We start from the raw sequence: 17,033 nt of genomic DNA on the forward strand, positions 1-17,033 counted from the left end.
GGCGAAGTTCTATTACAGTAAGATGAAAAAAACCATGACTTACATAACTGGGATTAAAAAGTAACTGCCATGTAAAATTAGGTCTTTATCGCTCCGTTGCGTAACATCCGTTACCAAACTCATACTTCGAATACAAGCATAACAACTTTGACATAATTTGCAACATTTTTTTTAGATTTTTAAACCCAGTATTTGTTGAATGCCATATCTACTATAGAATGTAGGTCATTGTAAAAAAATCCCTATCCGCTCAAATAGATAAAGATACTATTGATTAATATAATTACCAAGAACTTGAAACTAGCGTAATCAATATCCTTTAATTAACAAAAATAAAGCCGTACTTGTTCATTAACAAGTACAGCTAATAAAAAATAATAAATGTGATTTATGACATACTGACAGTCACAATTGAGATCGGAAAATTGCTACAAGAACAGTAAAAAAGGCGTTTTCACTGCTCTTGTTTCCAGACTATAACCTTAGTCAATGGCTATTACAGACTTCTTATTAAGTATAAAAACCAAGAAGAAGCCTAATCAGTCATATAAGTCTCATAATGTAATATCAAGTATGCCATATTCTAATATTAACCTGCGCAATATTAGCAGCCTGCTTTTAGATCAAGGCGTGCCTGATGTAATAATGGCTCAGTATAGCCACTCGGCTGCTCTCGACCTTTAAACACTAAGTCACAGGCCGCTTTGAATGCATAAGAGTGGTCAAAGCTATCTGCCATCGTCTGATAGTCGCTATCGCCTGCATTTTGCTCATCAACGACTTTTGCCATACGCTTCATCGTATCCATCACTTGCTGCTCGCTCACGACATCGTGATGCAACCAGTTGGCAATATGTTGACTTGAGATACGTAAAGTCGCACGGTCTTCCATTAGACCCACATCATTGATATCCGGTACTTTAGAACAACCAACGCCTTGATTTACCCAGCGTACGACATAACCCAAGATACCTTGAGCATTGTTTTCAAGCTCTTGCTGCTTTTCTTCATCAGTCCAATCGGTATTTTTTGCTAATGGAATGGTCAAAATGTCATCCAAGCTAGCACGCTCGCGTGATTTTAGCGTGTCTTGTACATCAGCTACGCTTACTTGATGATAGTGTATGCTATGCAAGGTAGCGCCCGTTGGTGATGGTACCCATGCAGTGCTGGCACCAGACTTAGGATGAGCGGCTTTAGTATCCATCATCTCTTTCATTTCATCAGGCTTAGCCCACATACCTTTACCAATTTGCGCACGACCTTGTAGGCCTGTCTCTAGACCGATATCGACGTTCCACTGCTCGTAAGCAGGCTGCCATGCTTGCGACTTCATCTCGCCTTTTGGTACAAATGGACCTGCATTCATGCTGGTATGCATCTCGTCACCAGTACGGTCTAAGAAACCTGTGTTAATAAAGATAACGCGCTCTTTGGCTTGGCGGATTGCTTCTTTTAAGTTCACCGTCATACGGCGCTCTTCGTCCATGATGCCGATTTTGAGCGTATTGCGTTCTAGACCTAACAGATCCTCTGATGCATTAAATAAGTCATTGGCCATTTTAACTTCTTCAGGGCCATGCATTTTTGGCTTCACGATATACATTGAGCCTTGACGCGAGTTTGATAGCTCGTTTTTGCCTTTAATATCATTAAGTGATAATAGGGGCGTGATTAGGCCATCCATTAAGCCTTCAAATATTTGCTCTTGGCCCTCGCCTAGATCGACTAAGATGGCAGGGTTCTGCATTAAGTGACCGACGTTACGAATCAACAATAGCGAACGACCTGGTAAGATCAGCTTGCCACCATCTGGCGTGTTATATTCACGATCTGGGTTTTGCTTACGCGTACGCGTTTTGCCACCCTTTTCAAAGGTTTCCTGTAGGTCGCTATTCATCAAGCCAAGCCAGTTACGATAGACTTCGACTTTTTCTTCTGCATCTACCGCAGCGACTGAGTCTTCACAATCCTGAATGGCTGTCATGGCCGATTCAAGCAGTACGTCCTTGATGTTTGCTGGATCGTCTTTACCCACTGGATGATTACTATCGATTTGAATCTCAGCATGCAAGCCGTTGTTCTTTAACAGTATACCTGTAGGAGTTTCAGCGTCACCGACAAAGCCGACAAACTTAGCCGTATCTTTTAGCTCAGTACTGCTATCACCTTGTACGACCTCGAGCTTGCCATCGATTACTTTAAAACCAGTCACATCATTGTAAGAGCCTGATGCTAGTGTGAAATGCTCATCTAAAAATGCTTTAGCGTAAGCCACAACAGCAGCACCGCGAGTAGGATTATAGCTACCACCCGCTTCTTGACCATTTTCACTACTGATAACATCGGTGCCATACAAAGCATCGTATAAGCTACCCCAACGTGCGTTGGTCGCATTAAGCGCATAACGAGCATTACGAACTGGTACGACTAGCTGCGGCCCTGCAATGTGCGCAATTTCATCATCGACGTTTTTGGTATCAACCGTAAATGCTTCGCCTTCAGGTAGCAAATAACCAATTTCTTGTAGGAATGTCTTATAAGCTGGATAGTCGATTTCGCCATCTTTTGCAGGGTTATCTAGGTGCCACTGGTCAATTTGCGCTTGAATCTTGTCACGAGTCGCAAGCAACGCTTTATTGCGCGGGGTAAATTCTTTAATAACCTTTTCGAAACCTGACCAATAATCGTCTGAATTCACACCGACTTTCGGTAGTACTTCGTTTTCAATAAAGTCATATAACTGCTGATCGATGGCAAGACTGCCTTTTTGAATACGATTGGTGTTAGAAGACTGGCTCATATTGTTATCCTTATCTGTTCGTGAGAGGTACTAATACTGAATTGTGACAGTAACTGTTTAAGAGTTTTTAATCTTGTGAGGTTTTAAACGTTCATATTTCATTCGTTGTGGAATCTTTAATTCTCTAATTTTTCTACGAAGATATATCTACAATTTTTATGTTCTAATGAAAGGCAATCTATTGATATCAGGTTTATTCTTTACTAAGAGCGAATCATAAAAATAAGACGAAATGCTTAAAGAGCAAAATCTCATCCTACTATCAAATAATAAAATTAACAAGGAAACACCATTCACTAAGTAAATACTTAAGCTGTTTAATAATGATAATGTATAAGTGGTCTACTCTAGGAGCTATAATCATCATCTGGGAAATAGATGCAGCAACGTTAATATAAACAGTAAGTAATCATTGACACCTTTAATTATGCTTAACCGTTATCTATTAATAAACAGCTATTGATGAATGTCAGTTATTTAGCATCGTATCTAAGTCAGACTAACGATATAATTACTCGTATTACCATTCATAAATAAAGCTTTCTTAGACTATGACTATCAATCAACAAGACCTCACGACATTACAATCAACAGCAAATACTATAGATAACGATAGTATCGAGAAAAAATCTGTCGAAGAAAATGTTTCTCAAACTGTAAATAATAGTGCCGAAACAGATCTAATCGAAAAAGAGCTGCCTGAAGAAGATAGCATCGATATTACGCATCTGCGCACTCCTATAAAGGTAGACTTATCTCCTGTTTATAACTTCTTGGGTGCTCGAACCACGCAAGCCTGGGTAAATGCTGCGATTGAAAACTTGCCATTGATCATTCAAGATCATGCCAATTGCGAAAAAAAGGCCGCTGGCACTGCCATGAATCTCATATTCCGCTATGAGTTTTCTTATGATTTGCAGCGTAAATTGGCGCAATTGATACGTGAAGAAATGCTGCATTATGAGCAGGTCTTAGGTATTATGAATGACCGTGGTCAGGCGTGGAAATATCTGAGTGCCGGACGTTATGCCAAAGGCATGTTAAAACACAAACGTACTTATGAGCCAGCAGCGATGGTTGATGTATTGATAATTGGCGCATTTATCGAAGCACGCTCTTGTGAACGTTTTGCCGCCCTTGCTGAGGTCATCGACGACGAACGTTTGGCAAAGTATTACCGCTACTTACTTAAGTCAGAGAGTCGTCACTTTGAGGATTATTTAGCCTTGGCTCAATCACTGTCTGAGGACAGTATTGATGAACGTGTCGCATTTTTTAAAGAAGTAGAAGCAGAGCTGATTTCTAGCCCAGATCATGAGCTACGCTTTCATAGCGGTACGCCTGCTTAAATACATAAGATTAGGTATCACTTTAGATTAAATACCCTCTTATACAGTGAAAGTTATACAGCAAAAAAGTGAAGTAATTAACCAAGCTTCATGCTCTGGTCTGCTACTTCACTTATTAGCCTTTTATTTGAACTTTTTTATAGAAAAATGAATGGTTATTTATCATCTTTCATCAATGAGCTGTCGTACTGTTTGCTATCCTTCGCAACATGATGAGGATCGTGATCATCGGTTGCTCTTTCTGCCGCTGCTGGATTGACTTTTTGTAGCGCATCATCAGGTACGATGCCATGGTTATCGTTCGCATCTCTTAACTGATGGTCTTCTTGGTTGACAGCCTTGTCATCTGGCGTATTCATCATTACTCCTTATTATCATCATAGTCATTCTATAAAGATAAAAAATCTGTATTTAATCAATTTTTTATAAAAAGCTATTAATCTTTTTCATCAGGATTTAACACTCGCGTTTGGGCATTATCGATATTTGCATAACGATTCATGTTGTTAATACCTTCGCTTTTGGATGTCTCGCTAACCATCGTATGCTCATTCACGCCATCATCAAAGGCGTTACCTTCTTGGTCTCGGCGATCAGGCTGACGTGCAGGGTTGTCATTATCATTGACATGCTCTGAGTTGACGACGCCTTCTTTAAAAGTATCCGTTCCTTTATTTTCAGTGATGTTCTTTTCAATACCACTATCACTATGCTCATTAGAAGTAGGACTACTAGAGAATCTATTAGCAGAATCATGACTATCGATTAAGTCATCATTTTCACTGATGCGTGTCTTAGTGAGTGCTGGATCGTTGGTTTGCATGGCTATATCCTTATTATTGTTATTCGTGTTTTGGCAATTGCTTAATGTGCTTAGAGTTTTGATGGCGGTTTAGCAAATGGTGAGCCTACTTTAATACCCAACTCAACCTAGCCTGTAAGCCGTACTATTCATTGCCTTCTTGGCTTAAATTATAGGCATTCAAATCTGCGACGTTCTTGCCACCAGCGGGTAAATTCTCTTCTTTACGAGGGTCAACATATATCTCGTCGGTTTCTTGCGACTCTTGTTGTGGACCATCGATATTAGGTTCGTGCTTACGACCTTCATAACTGTCTTGTGCATTGTCTGGGTGTAAAGCGGCTGGATCACGAACTGGTACCGCTTCTTCGTGATTTGGATGAGTATTATTTGGCATTGCAGTTCCCTCGCATCAATATGTCATTAATAGATAAAATAAGTTAATCCAAATATTTATGTCACACCTTATTTATCATTTATCCGTACGCAAATCATCTTCAATAAAAGAGGTTTGCTCATCTTTACTTAATGCTTCAGGCGCATCGACCTCTTTATTGTCTTCAAGATTTCGCGCAATTTGCTGACTGTCTGCTTGCTCAGAAGCCTTTTTAATATCTGATGTGTCATTATCGGTATTGCTCATAAGATGTTTCCTATTTTTATAATTCGTTGATTTAGGCAGTCCCTGCTCTTTTTCGTAATACGATCAATGATAGTAATACGAGCAATTTTGCATGAATTACTAGAGTGCTAATGGTTTACTAAACCATCAAATCCGTTTAATAATAGCGTAAGGGCTGACCTTGATTATAAGGATGAGATAACGGACTGCACCAGTGTGCTGCCGTATCAATATGTGAATAAATGTGAGGTTACAAGACAGTTTGTAACTTAGACAAATCGTTTATCCAAAAAAAACCAAGCATAGGAAGTACTCTATACTTGGTTTTTTGCTTGGTATTTATTGATCGTAAAGACGTCTTTATCGCTTTGAAGATGTCGTTGAAATATTAAGCTAGCTTGATGCGTCAACGCCATTAATCACTTTTAATAAATACCCTTGAGCAGTATGCGGCGTTTCATCTGCGGCTGGTTGCAGCTGCTGCCAAGCACCATCACCGCTAAGTATCCACGCTTGGGTATTGTCTTTCAGATAGTTAAGTAAACCGTCTTGATATACTTGTTTAAACAGTTTTTTGTCTTCGATTGGAAATGCCACTTCGACGCGATGGAATAAATTACGATCCATCCAGTCTGCACTACCACAATATAAGCGCTCGTCGCCATTATTATAGAAATAATAAACACGCGTATGTTCTAAAAAACGCCCGATAACAGAGCGTACGGTAATGTTTTCCGATAGACCTTTTACTTGCGGACGCAAACAACACATAGAGCGTAAAATGAGCTCGATTTTGACGCCTGCTTGCGAGGCATCGTATAACTTGCTAATCAATCGACGTTCGGTTAAAGCATTAACCTTAACGATAATATGAGCGCGCTTGCCGGCTTTTGCATGAGCAATTTCATCATCGATAAAACTTATCAACTTATCATGCAAGGTAAAAGGCGCATGCAGCAGCTTTTTGAGATTGGCAGGCTTACCCATTCCCGTCAACTCTTGAAATATATTATGTACATCTTCTGAGATATCAGGATCTGCGCTAAATAAACCATAATCGGTATAAACTTTGGCATTGGCGGCATGATAGTTGCCCGTCCCTAAGTGCACATAGCGGCGGATTCGATCATCCTCACGGCGCACAATGAGCATCAGCTTGGCGTGGGTTTTATAGCCGACAATCCCGTAAACAACGACCGCACCCGCTTCTTGCAAATAATTGGCGACAGCGATATTAGAGGCTTCATCGAAACGCGCACGCAGCTCGATGACGGCAGTGACTTCTTTGCCATTACGAGCAGCAGCAGCCAATGCTTTAACGATTTCTGAATTGGTGCCTGAGCGGTACAGTGTCTGCTTAATCGCTAACACTTTTGGATCGCTCGCCGCTTGCCAAAGCAGATTGATAATCGGTGAAAATGCATGAAAAGGATGATGCACCAGCACATCGCTTTTACGCATGGCGGCAAACATACTGGTTGCTTTGTCCAGCTTATCCATCTCACGGCGGAACTCTTTTGGCACCACATGGGTAAAGGGCTGATAGCGCAGCGCTGGAATATTGAAATCAAACAATAAGCGCGTTAAGTTGACAGGACCATTGACGCGGTACAGCTGATTGTCATGCAGCTCAAACTCATTGAGCAAATAATCACTGATAGGCGTTGGACAATCGGTTGTGACTTCTAGCCGCACTTTATCACCGAAGCGGCGGTTTTCTAGCTCGCCCTCCAGAGCCTTAGCAATATCTTCAACATCATCAGCCAAATCTAAATCGGCATTGCGCGTCAGTCTAAACTGATGGCAGCCCGTCACACTCATCCCAGGGAACAGCTCACCGATATGCTCATGAATAATAGCTGAGAGCATGACGTGATGTTCTTTGCCACCTGTCAGCTCATCAGGCAGGCGAATCACGCGCGGCAAACTGCGCGGTGCGGGCACAATCGCTAGATTGATATCACGACCAAAGGCATCTTTACCTTCTAAAGTAGCGATGAAGTTTAAGCTCTTATTGACCAAACGCGGAAACGGATGCGCTGGATCGATACTAATCGGTGTCAACACTGGCGATACTTGCTCAGTGAAGTAGCGCTTCATCCATGCCGATTGCTCAGCATTTAGCTCATCGCGTTTTAGATAACGAATATCCTCAAGCGCCAATGCTGGTAAGATATCTTCATTGAGAATACGATATTGCTCAGCGATGGCGTCGTGCATTACGGTAGATATCTCATTCAGCACTTCACTGGGACGCATGCCATGAACACTGGTCGAGACATCGCCCATATTGAGCTTTTGCATAATGCCTGCGACACGAATCTCAAAAAACTCATCAATATTCGATGAGAAAATAATCAAGAAAAACAAGCGCTCAAGTAGCGGATGACGAGGACTTGCTGCCTGCGCTAAGACACGTAAATGAAACTGTAATAAAGACAAGTCGCGATTGATATAACTGCTGGGTGAATAGCTGCCGTCTTCTGAACGCTGCCATGCAACCTCAGTTAAATGCTCATTGTGACTCTCTGTATGGCTTTTATTATCAACTGCTATCACTGTATTATTGCTATCAGTGTCCTGCTTATTATTCACATCCATCACGTCACTACTCCTTTGCGTTATCGATACGCCATCATCTTTAATACCAATTGTCTTTTATAATCGCTTTTCCACTAAGAAATTTATCAGGGTTCTTTCTTTCTTCATTCATTACTACTCGAAACTGCCATTCAAAACTATCGCTTAAAACCATCACTTGAAACTATCATTCAAAAACACAGCACTATTTATTAAATGGTCATAGGTACAATCCATTAAGCCGATTGTGGTAACACCGCATTGCTCATGCGCTTTTTGATAATACGTTGTTTATTGCGTAAACGTCTATCACCCTGATTGTCTTCGTAGTATTTTGGATTGGTCAACATAGCGATAAGTAAGGCTGATTCATCACGGTTCAGCTTGGCAGCAGATTTATCAAAGTAATGCTGAGCTGCTGCTTCGATACCATAAATACCATTGCCAAACTCTGCCACATTGAGATAAGCGGTCAAGATACGCTGCTTATCCCATAATGTTTCAATCATGACAGTGATAATCGCTTCCTCAATCTTACGAACATACGAGCGATGCGAGGTCAAAAATAAGTTTTTTGCTAACTGCTGGGTAATCGTCGAGCCACCAGCGGACATCTTACCCGTCTCTTCATTTTTCTTACGTGCCGCCTCAATGCCTTTAAAATCAAAACCATTGTGCTGACTAAATGTCGAATCCTCACTCACTATCGCAGCTTGTTTGGCAGATTTTGCGATGGCATCGTATTCCGCCCAAGTCTGGGTGACAGTACCACCCGTCAAACGATGAGTCAGCATAAACATGCTGTTATTAATCGGCTGCGTTTTCCAAATTAATAGTAGCCCAGCAACTAATACATGAAATGCGACGACCAATAGCATGATTGCCATCAATAATCGTTTGAAAAATTTGCCAAAACTTGCCATGCGCGATATCCAAGTGATTGAAAAGGTAATAAGATAAGATGAGCTGAAGAGCCAGTAATTAAAAACAGCAGGTCATCTTACCTAATCTCACAATCGCTGTCATTATTTACCCCACTTCTTTATCATGCCATAGAGTCTACGTAAAAAAGATCAGGCAGTATTTATACTGGCAAACGAAGTCCTAAAAACCGAAGCTTTGTGACAAGTATTAAGACAAGAGAATAAATATGTACGATGATAATAATATAAAAGCCTTACGGGAACGTATGGTTGCTGCAAACCCCGATCTTGGTCATGCTGAAAATAATGATAAATGGTGGCTACTTGGAACGTCTGGCTGTCATTTGTGCGACATCGCGAAGCAAGTGCTGACTCAGTTTCAAGCCGTACAGCCAATTGCCTATCAACAGGTCGATATCGCTCATTTCGATGAACCATTGATGATGGAATTTGCCACCACTATTCCGGTGATTTTGACACCATCAACACGATTAAACTATCCATTTTCAGTCATGGATTTACAGCAACTTTTCATACAATCATAGCAAGCCAACAATAAAAAACGATGTAGTGAGAACATAATGAAAAATTTGAGCAAAATTACTGAAATTGAAGACCTGCGCCGCGTTGCCGAACGTAAAGTACCGCGTATGTTTTATGATTATGTCGATTCAGGCTCATGGACTGAGACGACTTATCGTAGCAATGAAACCGACTTTGACCGTATCAAGTTACGCCAGCGAGTATTGGTAGATATGGACAATCGCAGTTTAGCAACCCAGATGATTGGTGAAGAGGTAAAAATGCCCGTCGCCATCGCGCCCACTGGCTTTACCGGTATGATGTGGGCGGATGGTGAGATTCATGCCGCGCGGGCAGCAGAAAAATTCGGCGTGCCGTTTTCGCTATCGACCATGAGTATCTGCTCTATCGAAGATATTGCCACCCATACCAGCAAGCCCTTTTGGTTTCAGCTATATGTGATGCGCGATCATGACTATGTGGCCAATTTGATTCAGCGGGCTAAAGATGCCAATTGTTCGGCGTTGATTCTTACCGCGGATTTACAAGTGCTGGGACAGCGCCATAAGGACATCAAAAATGGCTTGTCTGCACCGCCTAGACCTACACTTGCCAATATCGTCAACTTGATGACCAAGCCGCAGTGGTGTATGAATATGCTGGGCACCAAACGTCATAGCTTTGGCAATATCGTCGGTCATGCGAAAGGCGTCGATGACTTATCTTCTCTCACCGCTTGGACGGAAGAGCAATTTGATCCGCGCTTGAGCTGGGATGACGTGGCACGCATCAAAGATATGTGGGGCGGCAAATTAATTATTAAAGGTATCATGGAACCTGAAGATGCCATTATGGCTGCTCGTAGCGGTGCCGATGCACTGGTCGTCTCAAACCACGGTGGTCGTCAATTAGATGGCGCCCTCTCCTCCATTTCTGCCCTATCTGATATCGTACAAGCGGTGCAGGCTGAAAATAGCGGTATCGAGGTGTGGTTAGACAGCGGCATTCGCTCGGGTCAGGATGTGCTAAAAGCGCGCGCATTGGGTGCAAAAGGCACGATGATTGGTCGCGCTTTTCTTTACGGTCTGGGCGCTTATGGCGAAGATGGCGTGCGCCGTGCACTGGAAATCATCCATAAAGAATGCGATCTATCGATGGCGTTCTGTGGTCACACTGATATTAATAAGGTCACCACTGATATATTAGTAAAAGGCACTTATGAGAACCTCAAAGTTGCTAATCGTTAAATATGTCGTTAAAACGGTTGTTAAAACGATCCACTATTAAGGGCACTAATCGTTTAAGAGTACTAGTCGTTAAATCATAATGTCATGCAGATGTATGACATTATTTGATCATACCCTTTATACTCTATTTATAACATTCTAATGATATCTCACCTTTATGACCATTCAACAATTATTAAAAACAGCCCCTGTCACCACGCTGTTACTAGCCAGCTTTATTGGGTTATTCATCATGCAAGTACTAACAGGCGTCGACGCCAATAACCCATCGACTGAGGCGCTCTTGAAATGGGGTGCCAATGCATTGCCATTTACCATGGGCGATGAGCCGTGGCGCTTGGTCAGCAGTGCCTTTTTACACATTGGCTTGATGCATTTATTGTTTAATGGATTTGCCATGTATTTCTTTGGGCAGATTGCCGAGCCGATGTTTGGCTCAGCCAAGTTTCTGGCATTGTTTTTACTGGCGGCGATCGGGGGCAACTTACTGAATAACTATGTCACGTGGCACAGTATTGTAGAAGGAACTGGTCAACCGGGTCTATCGGCTGGGGCGTCAGGTGGTATCATGGGTATCGGCGCGGCATTATTGATAGCCGCGCTGTTTAAAATATCGGTCAATGGCATGGTGCTCAATCTTAAAAGCTTGATATTTATCATGGGCATTAACCTTGTTTATGGCTTTGCCGTACCGGGTATCGACAATGCGGGGCATATTGGCGGCGCGGTGACTGGCTTAGTGATTGCACTGGCATTCGCAATCGCCTACCGTCAGCGTATGACAATAGCGTTACGGAATATGCCTAATCCAGCTGCTTATGAAGACCGTTATCGAACAACTTATATCAATTTTCCAGCAAGCAGCGATACTGATTCTTCTGCTAATAATGAGCACTTTAATAATGTTGATTTTGACAATAACAGCAGTTTCCACCCCGACTCTGCTGTAAACTCACACTTAAATACTCATGCTAATCGCAGCCCCCTTAGTGAACAAGAAACACCGACCAAATCTATCCTTATTTGGCAATTACTACCATGGCTAATGATGCTACTGATTAGCATTGGCTTTATTTGGTGGTGGCAAGATATTCATGATCAAATACTACAAGTATTAAAAACCATTGAGTAAACCTTCATAGTTATTTATCATTGCTAAATAGTTCATGATAACAGCTTACTGGTTAGGTTTTCCTTACTCGCTTCTTACTATAAGTCAGAGCACTTTTAAACCGCTACGGTGTTACCCGCCCTAGATGTACTCAGTGTACTATCTGCGGTCGGTCGCCTTGTAGCGATTCTAAAATTCCTTGACTATACACGATTGCCCCCAATTATTTCATCCATTCACGAGACTCTATTATGTTTAAACCTGTAGCGCTACCTCATATTTCTACGCGTGTCATGCTTAGCGCATTAACGGCTACCGCGTTATTTAGTGTCGCCAGTATGTCCAATGCTGCACTTTTTAAGGACAATTTACCTACTGACCAAGACGCTGTATTAAGCGTGGGTGTCAACGTCATAGCCGTCAACTCAGCCTACGATATGGAAGACAGCCTCGATGTACGTGTGTTGCCAGGCGCGTTTTATGACAACAATAGATTCTATGTGCGTGGCGCTCAAGCCGGTGTCTATGCAATCAATGATGGCGTCAATCAGCTGTCTGCCTACGCCAAGCTTGCAGGCAACGATTTCGATCCTGATGATGCTAGAGGTGCATTACAAGGTCTTGATGAACGTAAGTCATCAGTAGAAGCTGGTTTAAGCTATCAACGCCGCACCCCTATCGGCGGCTTTCGCGCTCAGATAGGTACTGATGTGCTTGACCGTAGCGGTGGTAACACAGCTCGCTTGACCTATCTCGCTAGAATTACTAAAGACAAGCTAACGGTCTATCCAAGCATTGGCTTCGAATACAACGATGCTGACTATAATGAATACTATTATGGCGTCAGTGAAAAAGAGTCAGCGGAAACAGGCGTCGCCGCCTATAAGTCCAATTCGAGCTTAAATCCTTACGTTAACATTAGTGCCAACTATGATTTCAATGAACGTTGGGCATTGTTTGCCAATCAAAGCTTAAGCTATTTGCCGAATGAACAATACGATAGCCCAATGGTTGATTCGCGTACTGAGTCAACCTCGACGCTTGGTTTGCTTTATAAGTTTTAATTGAGCTTAGATATTTGATAATAAAAAGACTTTGCCGCGTGATGTGGCAAGGTCTTCTTGTTTAGTAGCTTTAGATGCAGGACGCGCCTAACAAGACGATAAAATATATAATTCTAAAAATATATGCGTAATAAGAAAAATAATAACTCAGTCTCTTTAAATGTATACTATTATATATATTATCTCTAAGGTAGTGAGTTATCGTGAGTCAGCAAGAACTAAAGGCTTTAGAAGATCAATTCAACCATATAATGAAAAATGATCCAAGTCCTGAATTTTATAGTCATTATCAGCAGTTGAAGCCTCATCTTGACAAGCTTGAAAGAGATATGGCTCAACGTAATAGTCTAGTAAAAGAAAAAGACTACGAATGGATGAAATGGCTTGTCGCCATAGCAGCTGGTGTATTTTCAGTGATCGTCACTCAAATATCTAAAATGTCATTACCATCAATAGAACAACTAATTTTACTTAAGATTGCTATATCAGCAAATGCACTTGGAATTGTTCTGGGCGCTATTTATCTATACACAGATGTAAAGCATGAAAAAGACTTGATTTGCAAGCTGCAAATTCAACGCTATTCCTTACTATTAGAGAATAAAAAAAGATACGAGAATGTCATATATTCTGATAGATTATGGTTTTCTGGGCTATGTAAACCACTGAGTTTAACTTGTTTTTTAATCTTTATTTTGATTTGGGTTGGTTTTATTTGGCAGATAAATATTTCAATTCCAGTACCATAGTGCTTTTCTTCAATAGCTACAAAATCAAAAACATATAAGTTTTGACATCGGATAAGTAAGCCTAAACAACTTCATTGAATGCTGAAAATTCTGACGCAAAAAGACCTTGCCGCGTAACGTGACAAGGTCTTTTTTATTTATAAATTCTCAGTGGAGCAAATATGACACTGCTACCAGAAAGACGAGTGCAAATTGTACTGCTCGTACATTAAGCGAGTCTGACGCCGTAGCACATCATTATTTGGTCTACTGCTTACTTAGGGTTTACCATATCAGCAGGAATAACCCACTCATCAAACTGCGCTTCAGTCAGCAATTCCAACTCAACCGCAACTTGCTTCAAGGTTTTGTTTTCTTTATAAGCCGTCTTGGCAATTTTCGCAGCATTCTCATAACCAACATGACGGTTAAGCGCAGTCACTAGCATTAATGAGTTATGCAAGAAATCATCGATTTTGTCTTTTACTGGCTGGATACCAACAGCACAATTTTCGTTAAAGCTATTGCACGCATCGCCAAGTAGTTTGATAGATTGCAATAAGTTAAATGCGATAACAGGCTTATAAACGTTTAGCTCAAAGTTACCTGACGCGCCTGCCATGCTGATAGCTACATCGTTACCCATGACTTGTGCCACAACCATGGTCATCGCTTCTGACTGGGTTGGGTTGACTTTGCCTGGCATGATAGATGAGCCTGGCTCATTTTCAGGGATAGTCAATTCGCCTAGACCACAACGAGGTCCTGATGCCAACCAACGTACGTCGTTAGCGATTTTATTTAAGCTACCTGCTAGAGTTTTCAATGCGCCAGAAGCAAATACTTCGGCATCACGAGCGGCTAGTGCTTCAAATTTGTTTGGTGACGTCACAAATGGCAAGCCTGTCAAGGTAGATAGTTGCTCAGCTGATTTTACCGCATAATCAGGATGGGCGTTTAGACCAGTACCAACCGCAGTACCACCTAATGGCAATTCATATAGACCTTGTAGTGCATTATCAATACGAGTCAATGAATGGTCAAGTTGGCTCACATAGCCGCTAAACTCTTGACCTAATGTCAAAGGCGTGGCGTCTTGCAAATGGGTACGACCGATTTTCACGATGCTATCGAATTCTTTCGCTTTGGCAGCTAGCGTATCGCGTAGGGCTTTTACCGCTGGAATCAATAAACCATTGATTTCACGAGCAGCGGCAACACGAATCGCCGTTGGGAAGCTGTCGTTGGTAGACTGTGCATGGTTGACATGGTCATTTGGGTGAATCGGCGTGTAGCTGCCACGCTCAGAACCAGCAATCTCATTAGCACGATTAGCAAGCACTTCGTTCATGTTCATGTTTGACTGTGTACCAGAACCAGTCTGCCATACGACTAATGGGAACTGATCGGTTAAACCACCGTTGATGACTTCGTCAGCGGCTTGCACGATTAAATCGCGCTTGTCAGCGTCGATACGCTCTAGGCTTGCATTGGTGATTGCAGCGGCTTTTTTGACCAGTGCCATTGCTTCAATCATTGGACGTGGCAACGTCTCGCCACCGATTTTAAAGTTCTCACGGCTACGCTGAGTTTGCGCACCCCAATAAGCGTCAGCTGGGACTTCCACGTTGCCCATGGTGTCTTTTTCGGTACGAGTTGCCTGATTCTGTGTCGACATAACTACCCTCTTTGATGGTTTGTTGTATAGCTGCTTCGAAAAAAGTGCAACACACGCTGCACATAAAGGAAAATACACTGTAAAGTGGCGTTATGATAGCATGACTAGACCGTGTTGAATATTCACAAATAGCCATTGCTAACGTCTAAAAGCAGCTGTCATCATCAAACTCACAAACTAGCGGATAGTATAGATATGCATCCTGAAACAAAAAACGTAGCGTCAGAGGAATCAGCCGTTAGCAACCCACCCAGACGACACTTCACTCGCCAACGCCGTCAATTAACTGACAGCGCGCGCAGAAATTTAGGACAAGCTGCCAGTTTACAGCTAGTCAAATTACAGCAGCGATTGCCAAAAAACGCACGCATCGGCCTATATTACGATGGCTTTGGTGAGCTACCTACTCAGCCAATATTAGACTGGTGTCAACGCTTAGGCTATTTACCTTATCTGCCTGTGGTTGGTTCGCTCGGTCGTACTAGAAATGGTAATGATGATAAACGTCTGCGCTTTGTGCCTATTTATCAGTCGAAACTGCTGAATATACCGACGCGCATTCATAGCTTAGGTATGAAGCAAAACCATCATCGCCGATTACTTTGGGCGCGAGAATTGGATGTGATTATCTGTCCGCTCGTGGCAGTAGACCTCAACGGCAATCGTATGGGCATGGGTGGCGGCTTTTATGACACGACGTTAGGCAAAGGCTATCGGTCAGGGGCGAAAAAGCCGTTAAAAATTGGCTGGTGTTATGACTTCCAAGTAGTCGAACAATTACGGCGGCAACCGTGGGATGTGCCACTAGATGGTTTAATTACACCAAGCGGCATAAGGTGGTTTTGATGAAAGACGATAAACAATCTGATAAAAAAGAATCCAGCGCTGATAATGTGGATGAATATTTGCAAGCGTTAGGTAGCGAGGATGCTAGAGAGTTGCGTTACTACAGTCAAGAGCAACCTTTTAGCTCTGATGAGATGACACGGCTAGTCAATGAAGAACGCTTGAATGAGTTGCTCGCACAAAGTGATGCGTTTTTGCGTGGTTTGAATGATGGGATAAAAGATTTTGAAAATGACAATAAAGACCCATAGAGGATTTGCAAAGACAACAATGAGCTACTTTCGCTCAAAACCACTAAGGGTAGTTTTTGCTATCTTGTGGATCATTTTCGTCGGTCTTATTATCACTTTAGGTTTTAGCACAGATCCCTATTTACTTCACGTTCAGAATATTCCTCTTCCGCATCCCTATCCTATAGAATTAGTCGTTATATTAATAATGGCAATGCTGTTTCATTTAAGCTTACTGGTGACTATGGATGTATATATGGATAGTCGCTGGAAGTTTTTCACTATGCTCGGGACTAGCATTTTATTTTTATTTGGTTTCGGTATGATGGCGATGCATGCACCGCCGTCATTAAGTGGGATGATTTTTTGGACGTTTTTGTCCTCTTTACTATTTTTATTTCTTTGCTTTTGGCAGGTCTATTTATTTGTTTTAAGGCGATTTTTTCGTAGAGAATCAGTTTAATAACAAGGTAATTGATATTTTAAAGCTGGGTTAAAAACCCAGCCTACACCAATCTCTACTTAACT

17 protein-coding genes are annotated in these 17,033 nt (G+C 41.9%); 9 read left to right on the forward strand and 8 right to left on the reverse strand.

Translation table 11 applies throughout. The features are described from left to right. Nucleotides 1–604 precede the first annotated feature (604 nt). Nucleotides 605–2,803, reverse strand: a complete 2,199-nt coding sequence (locus tag JMX95_RS06440) for a malate synthase G (protein ID WP_201560353.1) — start codon at nt 2,801–2,803, stop codon at nt 605–607. A gap of 551 nt (nt 2,804–3,354) precedes the next feature. Here JMX95_RS06440 and JMX95_RS06445 point away from each other — a divergent pair. After that, nucleotides 3,355–4,152, forward strand: coding sequence for a tRNA-(ms[2]io[6]A)-hydroxylase (locus JMX95_RS06445; RefSeq protein WP_227675992.1), 798 nt, complete (start codon nt 3,355–3,357; stop codon nt 4,150–4,152). Nucleotides 4,153–4,307: 155 nt separating this feature from the next. Here JMX95_RS06445 and JMX95_RS06450 read toward each other — a convergent pair whose 3' ends face one another. The 6 genes from JMX95_RS06450 to mtgA all read right to left on the reverse strand — a co-directional run bounded on the left by JMX95_RS06450 (nt 4,308) and on the right by mtgA (nt 9,079). Then, nucleotides 4,308–4,511, reverse strand: a complete 204-nt coding sequence (locus JMX95_RS06450; RefSeq protein WP_201540196.1) for a hypothetical protein — start codon at nt 4,509–4,511, stop codon at nt 4,308–4,310. Nucleotides 4,512–4,588: 77 nt separating this feature from the next. Next, the gene (locus tag JMX95_RS06455) at nt 4,589–4,975 is read right to left on the reverse strand and encodes a hypothetical protein (RefSeq protein ID WP_201560354.1); all 387 of its coding nucleotides are present in this window, start codon (nt 4,973–4,975) and stop codon (nt 4,589–4,591) included. Between the two features lie 124 nt (nt 4,976–5,099). Continuing rightward, entirely contained in the window at nt 5,100–5,351 is a 252-nt protein-coding gene (locus tag JMX95_RS06460; RefSeq protein WP_201560355.1) for a hypothetical protein, read from the reverse strand. Between the two features lie 75 nt (nt 5,352–5,426). Continuing rightward, complete coding sequence (locus JMX95_RS06465) at nt 5,427–5,597, reverse strand: hypothetical protein (protein WP_201560356.1); 171 nt, start codon at nt 5,595–5,597, stop codon at nt 5,427–5,429. A gap of 372 nt (nt 5,598–5,969) precedes the next feature. Beyond that, nucleotides 5,970–8,177, reverse strand: coding sequence for a polyphosphate kinase 1 (ppk1, locus tag JMX95_RS06470; protein ID WP_201560392.1), 2,208 nt, complete (start codon nt 8,175–8,177; stop codon nt 5,970–5,972). Between the two features lie 215 nt (nt 8,178–8,392). Next, the gene (gene mtgA / locus JMX95_RS06475) at nt 8,393–9,079 is read right to left on the reverse strand and encodes a monofunctional biosynthetic peptidoglycan transglycosylase (RefSeq protein ID WP_045453173.1); all 687 of its coding nucleotides are present in this window, start codon (nt 9,077–9,079) and stop codon (nt 8,393–8,395) included. 227 nt (nt 9,080–9,306) lie between these two features. Between mtgA and JMX95_RS06480 the strand changes: the two genes are divergently transcribed. From JMX95_RS06480 to JMX95_RS06500, 5 genes are all read left to right on the forward strand, one after another. Then, nucleotides 9,307–9,624, forward strand: a complete 318-nt coding sequence (locus JMX95_RS06480) for a glutaredoxin family protein (protein ID WP_201560357.1) — start codon at nt 9,307–9,309, stop codon at nt 9,622–9,624. 36 nt (nt 9,625–9,660) lie between these two features. After that, complete coding sequence (locus tag JMX95_RS06485; RefSeq protein ID WP_201560358.1) at nt 9,661–10,848, forward strand: L-lactate dehydrogenase; 1,188 nt, start codon at nt 9,661–9,663, stop codon at nt 10,846–10,848. Nucleotides 10,849–11,005: 157 nt separating this feature from the next. Next, the gene (locus tag JMX95_RS06490) at nt 11,006–11,980 is read left to right on the forward strand and encodes a rhomboid family intramembrane serine protease (protein WP_201560359.1); all 975 of its coding nucleotides are present in this window, start codon (nt 11,006–11,008) and stop codon (nt 11,978–11,980) included. Between the two features lie 230 nt (nt 11,981–12,210). Further along, nucleotides 12,211–13,023 carry a MipA/OmpV family protein gene (locus JMX95_RS06495; protein WP_087814425.1) on the forward strand — a complete coding sequence of 271 codons (813 nt, stop codon included), beginning with the start codon at nt 12,211–12,213 and terminating at the stop codon, nt 13,021–13,023. A 203-nt stretch (nt 13,024–13,226) separates the two neighbouring features. Next, a complete protein-coding gene (locus JMX95_RS06500; RefSeq protein WP_201560360.1) occupies nt 13,227–13,772 on the forward strand; it encodes a hypothetical protein in 546 nt (181 codons plus the stop codon). Nucleotides 13,773–14,025: 253 nt separating this feature from the next. On the opposite strand, the gene fumC is transcribed toward JMX95_RS06500, so the two are convergent. Next, nucleotides 14,026–15,429, reverse strand: coding sequence for a class II fumarate hydratase (gene fumC, locus JMX95_RS06505; RefSeq protein WP_201560361.1), 1,404 nt, complete (start codon nt 15,427–15,429; stop codon nt 14,026–14,028). Nucleotides 15,430–15,624: 195 nt separating this feature from the next. Here fumC and JMX95_RS06510 point away from each other — a divergent pair, with 195 nt between their 5' ends. From JMX95_RS06510 to JMX95_RS06520, 3 genes are read left to right on the forward strand one after another with little or no spacing between them, the layout of a single operon-like run. Further along, the gene (locus JMX95_RS06510) at nt 15,625–16,275 is read left to right on the forward strand and encodes a 5-formyltetrahydrofolate cyclo-ligase (RefSeq protein ID WP_201560362.1); all 651 of its coding nucleotides are present in this window, start codon (nt 15,625–15,627) and stop codon (nt 16,273–16,275) included. After that, on the forward strand, nt 16,275–16,526 hold the full coding sequence (locus JMX95_RS06515) for a hypothetical protein (RefSeq protein WP_201560363.1): 252 nt from the start codon (nt 16,275–16,277) through the stop codon (nt 16,524–16,526). Before JMX95_RS06510 ends, JMX95_RS06515 begins: the two co-directional genes overlap by 1 nt. Then, nucleotides 16,507–16,968 carry a hypothetical protein gene (locus JMX95_RS06520; RefSeq protein ID WP_201560364.1) on the forward strand — a complete coding sequence of 154 codons (462 nt, stop codon included), beginning with the start codon at nt 16,507–16,509 and terminating at the stop codon, nt 16,966–16,968. Before JMX95_RS06515 ends, JMX95_RS06520 begins: the two co-directional genes overlap by 20 nt. The last annotated feature ends 65 nt before the right edge of the window (nt 16,969–17,033 follow it).

The organism is Psychrobacter sp. NC44, from assembly GCF_904846655.1.
Taxonomy (GTDB): domain Bacteria; phylum Pseudomonadota; class Gammaproteobacteria; order Pseudomonadales; family Moraxellaceae; genus Psychrobacter.

Excerpts from the sequence above, each read along its gene's own strand:
- JMX95_RS06440 (WP_201560353.1), bottom strand. The coding sequence starts at position 2,803 with ATGAGCCAGTCTTCTAACACCAATCGTATTCAAAAAGGCAGTCTTGCC.
- JMX95_RS06490 (WP_201560359.1), top strand. The coding sequence starts at position 11,006 with ATGACCATTCAACAATTATTAAAAACAGCCCCTGTCACCACGCTGTTA.
- JMX95_RS06460 (WP_201560355.1), bottom strand. The coding sequence starts at position 5,351 with ATGCCAAATAATACTCATCCAAATCACGAAGAAGCGGTACCAGTTCGT.
- mtgA (WP_045453173.1), bottom strand. The coding sequence starts at position 9,079 with ATGGCAAGTTTTGGCAAATTTTTCAAACGATTATTGATGGCAATCATG.
- JMX95_RS06515 (WP_201560363.1), top strand. The coding sequence starts at position 16,275 with ATGAAAGACGATAAACAATCTGATAAAAAAGAATCCAGCGCTGATAAT.
- JMX95_RS06480 (WP_201560357.1), top strand. The coding sequence starts at position 9,307 with ATGTACGATGATAATAATATAAAAGCCTTACGGGAACGTATGGTTGCT.
- JMX95_RS06520 (WP_201560364.1), top strand. The coding sequence starts at position 16,507 with ATGACAATAAAGACCCATAGAGGATTTGCAAAGACAACAATGAGCTAC.
- fumC (WP_201560361.1), bottom strand. The coding sequence starts at position 15,429 with ATGTCGACACAGAATCAGGCAACTCGTACCGAAAAAGACACCATGGGC.
- JMX95_RS06465 (WP_201560356.1), bottom strand. The coding sequence starts at position 5,597 with ATGAGCAATACCGATAATGACACATCAGATATTAAAAAGGCTTCTGAG.
- JMX95_RS06510 (WP_201560362.1), top strand. The coding sequence starts at position 15,625 with ATGCATCCTGAAACAAAAAACGTAGCGTCAGAGGAATCAGCCGTTAGC.
- JMX95_RS06445 (WP_227675992.1), top strand. The coding sequence starts at position 3,355 with ATGACTATCAATCAACAAGACCTCACGACATTACAATCAACAGCAAAT.
- JMX95_RS06495 (WP_087814425.1), top strand. The coding sequence starts at position 12,211 with ATGTTTAAACCTGTAGCGCTACCTCATATTTCTACGCGTGTCATGCTT.
- ppk1 (WP_201560392.1), bottom strand. The coding sequence starts at position 8,177 with ATGGATGTGAATAATAAGCAGGACACTGATAGCAATAATACAGTGATA.
- JMX95_RS06450 (WP_201540196.1), bottom strand. The coding sequence starts at position 4,511 with ATGAATACGCCAGATGACAAGGCTGTCAACCAAGAAGACCATCAGTTA.
- JMX95_RS06485 (WP_201560358.1), top strand. The coding sequence starts at position 9,661 with ATGAAAAATTTGAGCAAAATTACTGAAATTGAAGACCTGCGCCGCGTT.
- JMX95_RS06455 (WP_201560354.1), bottom strand. The coding sequence starts at position 4,975 with ATGCAAACCAACGATCCAGCACTCACTAAGACACGCATCAGTGAAAAT.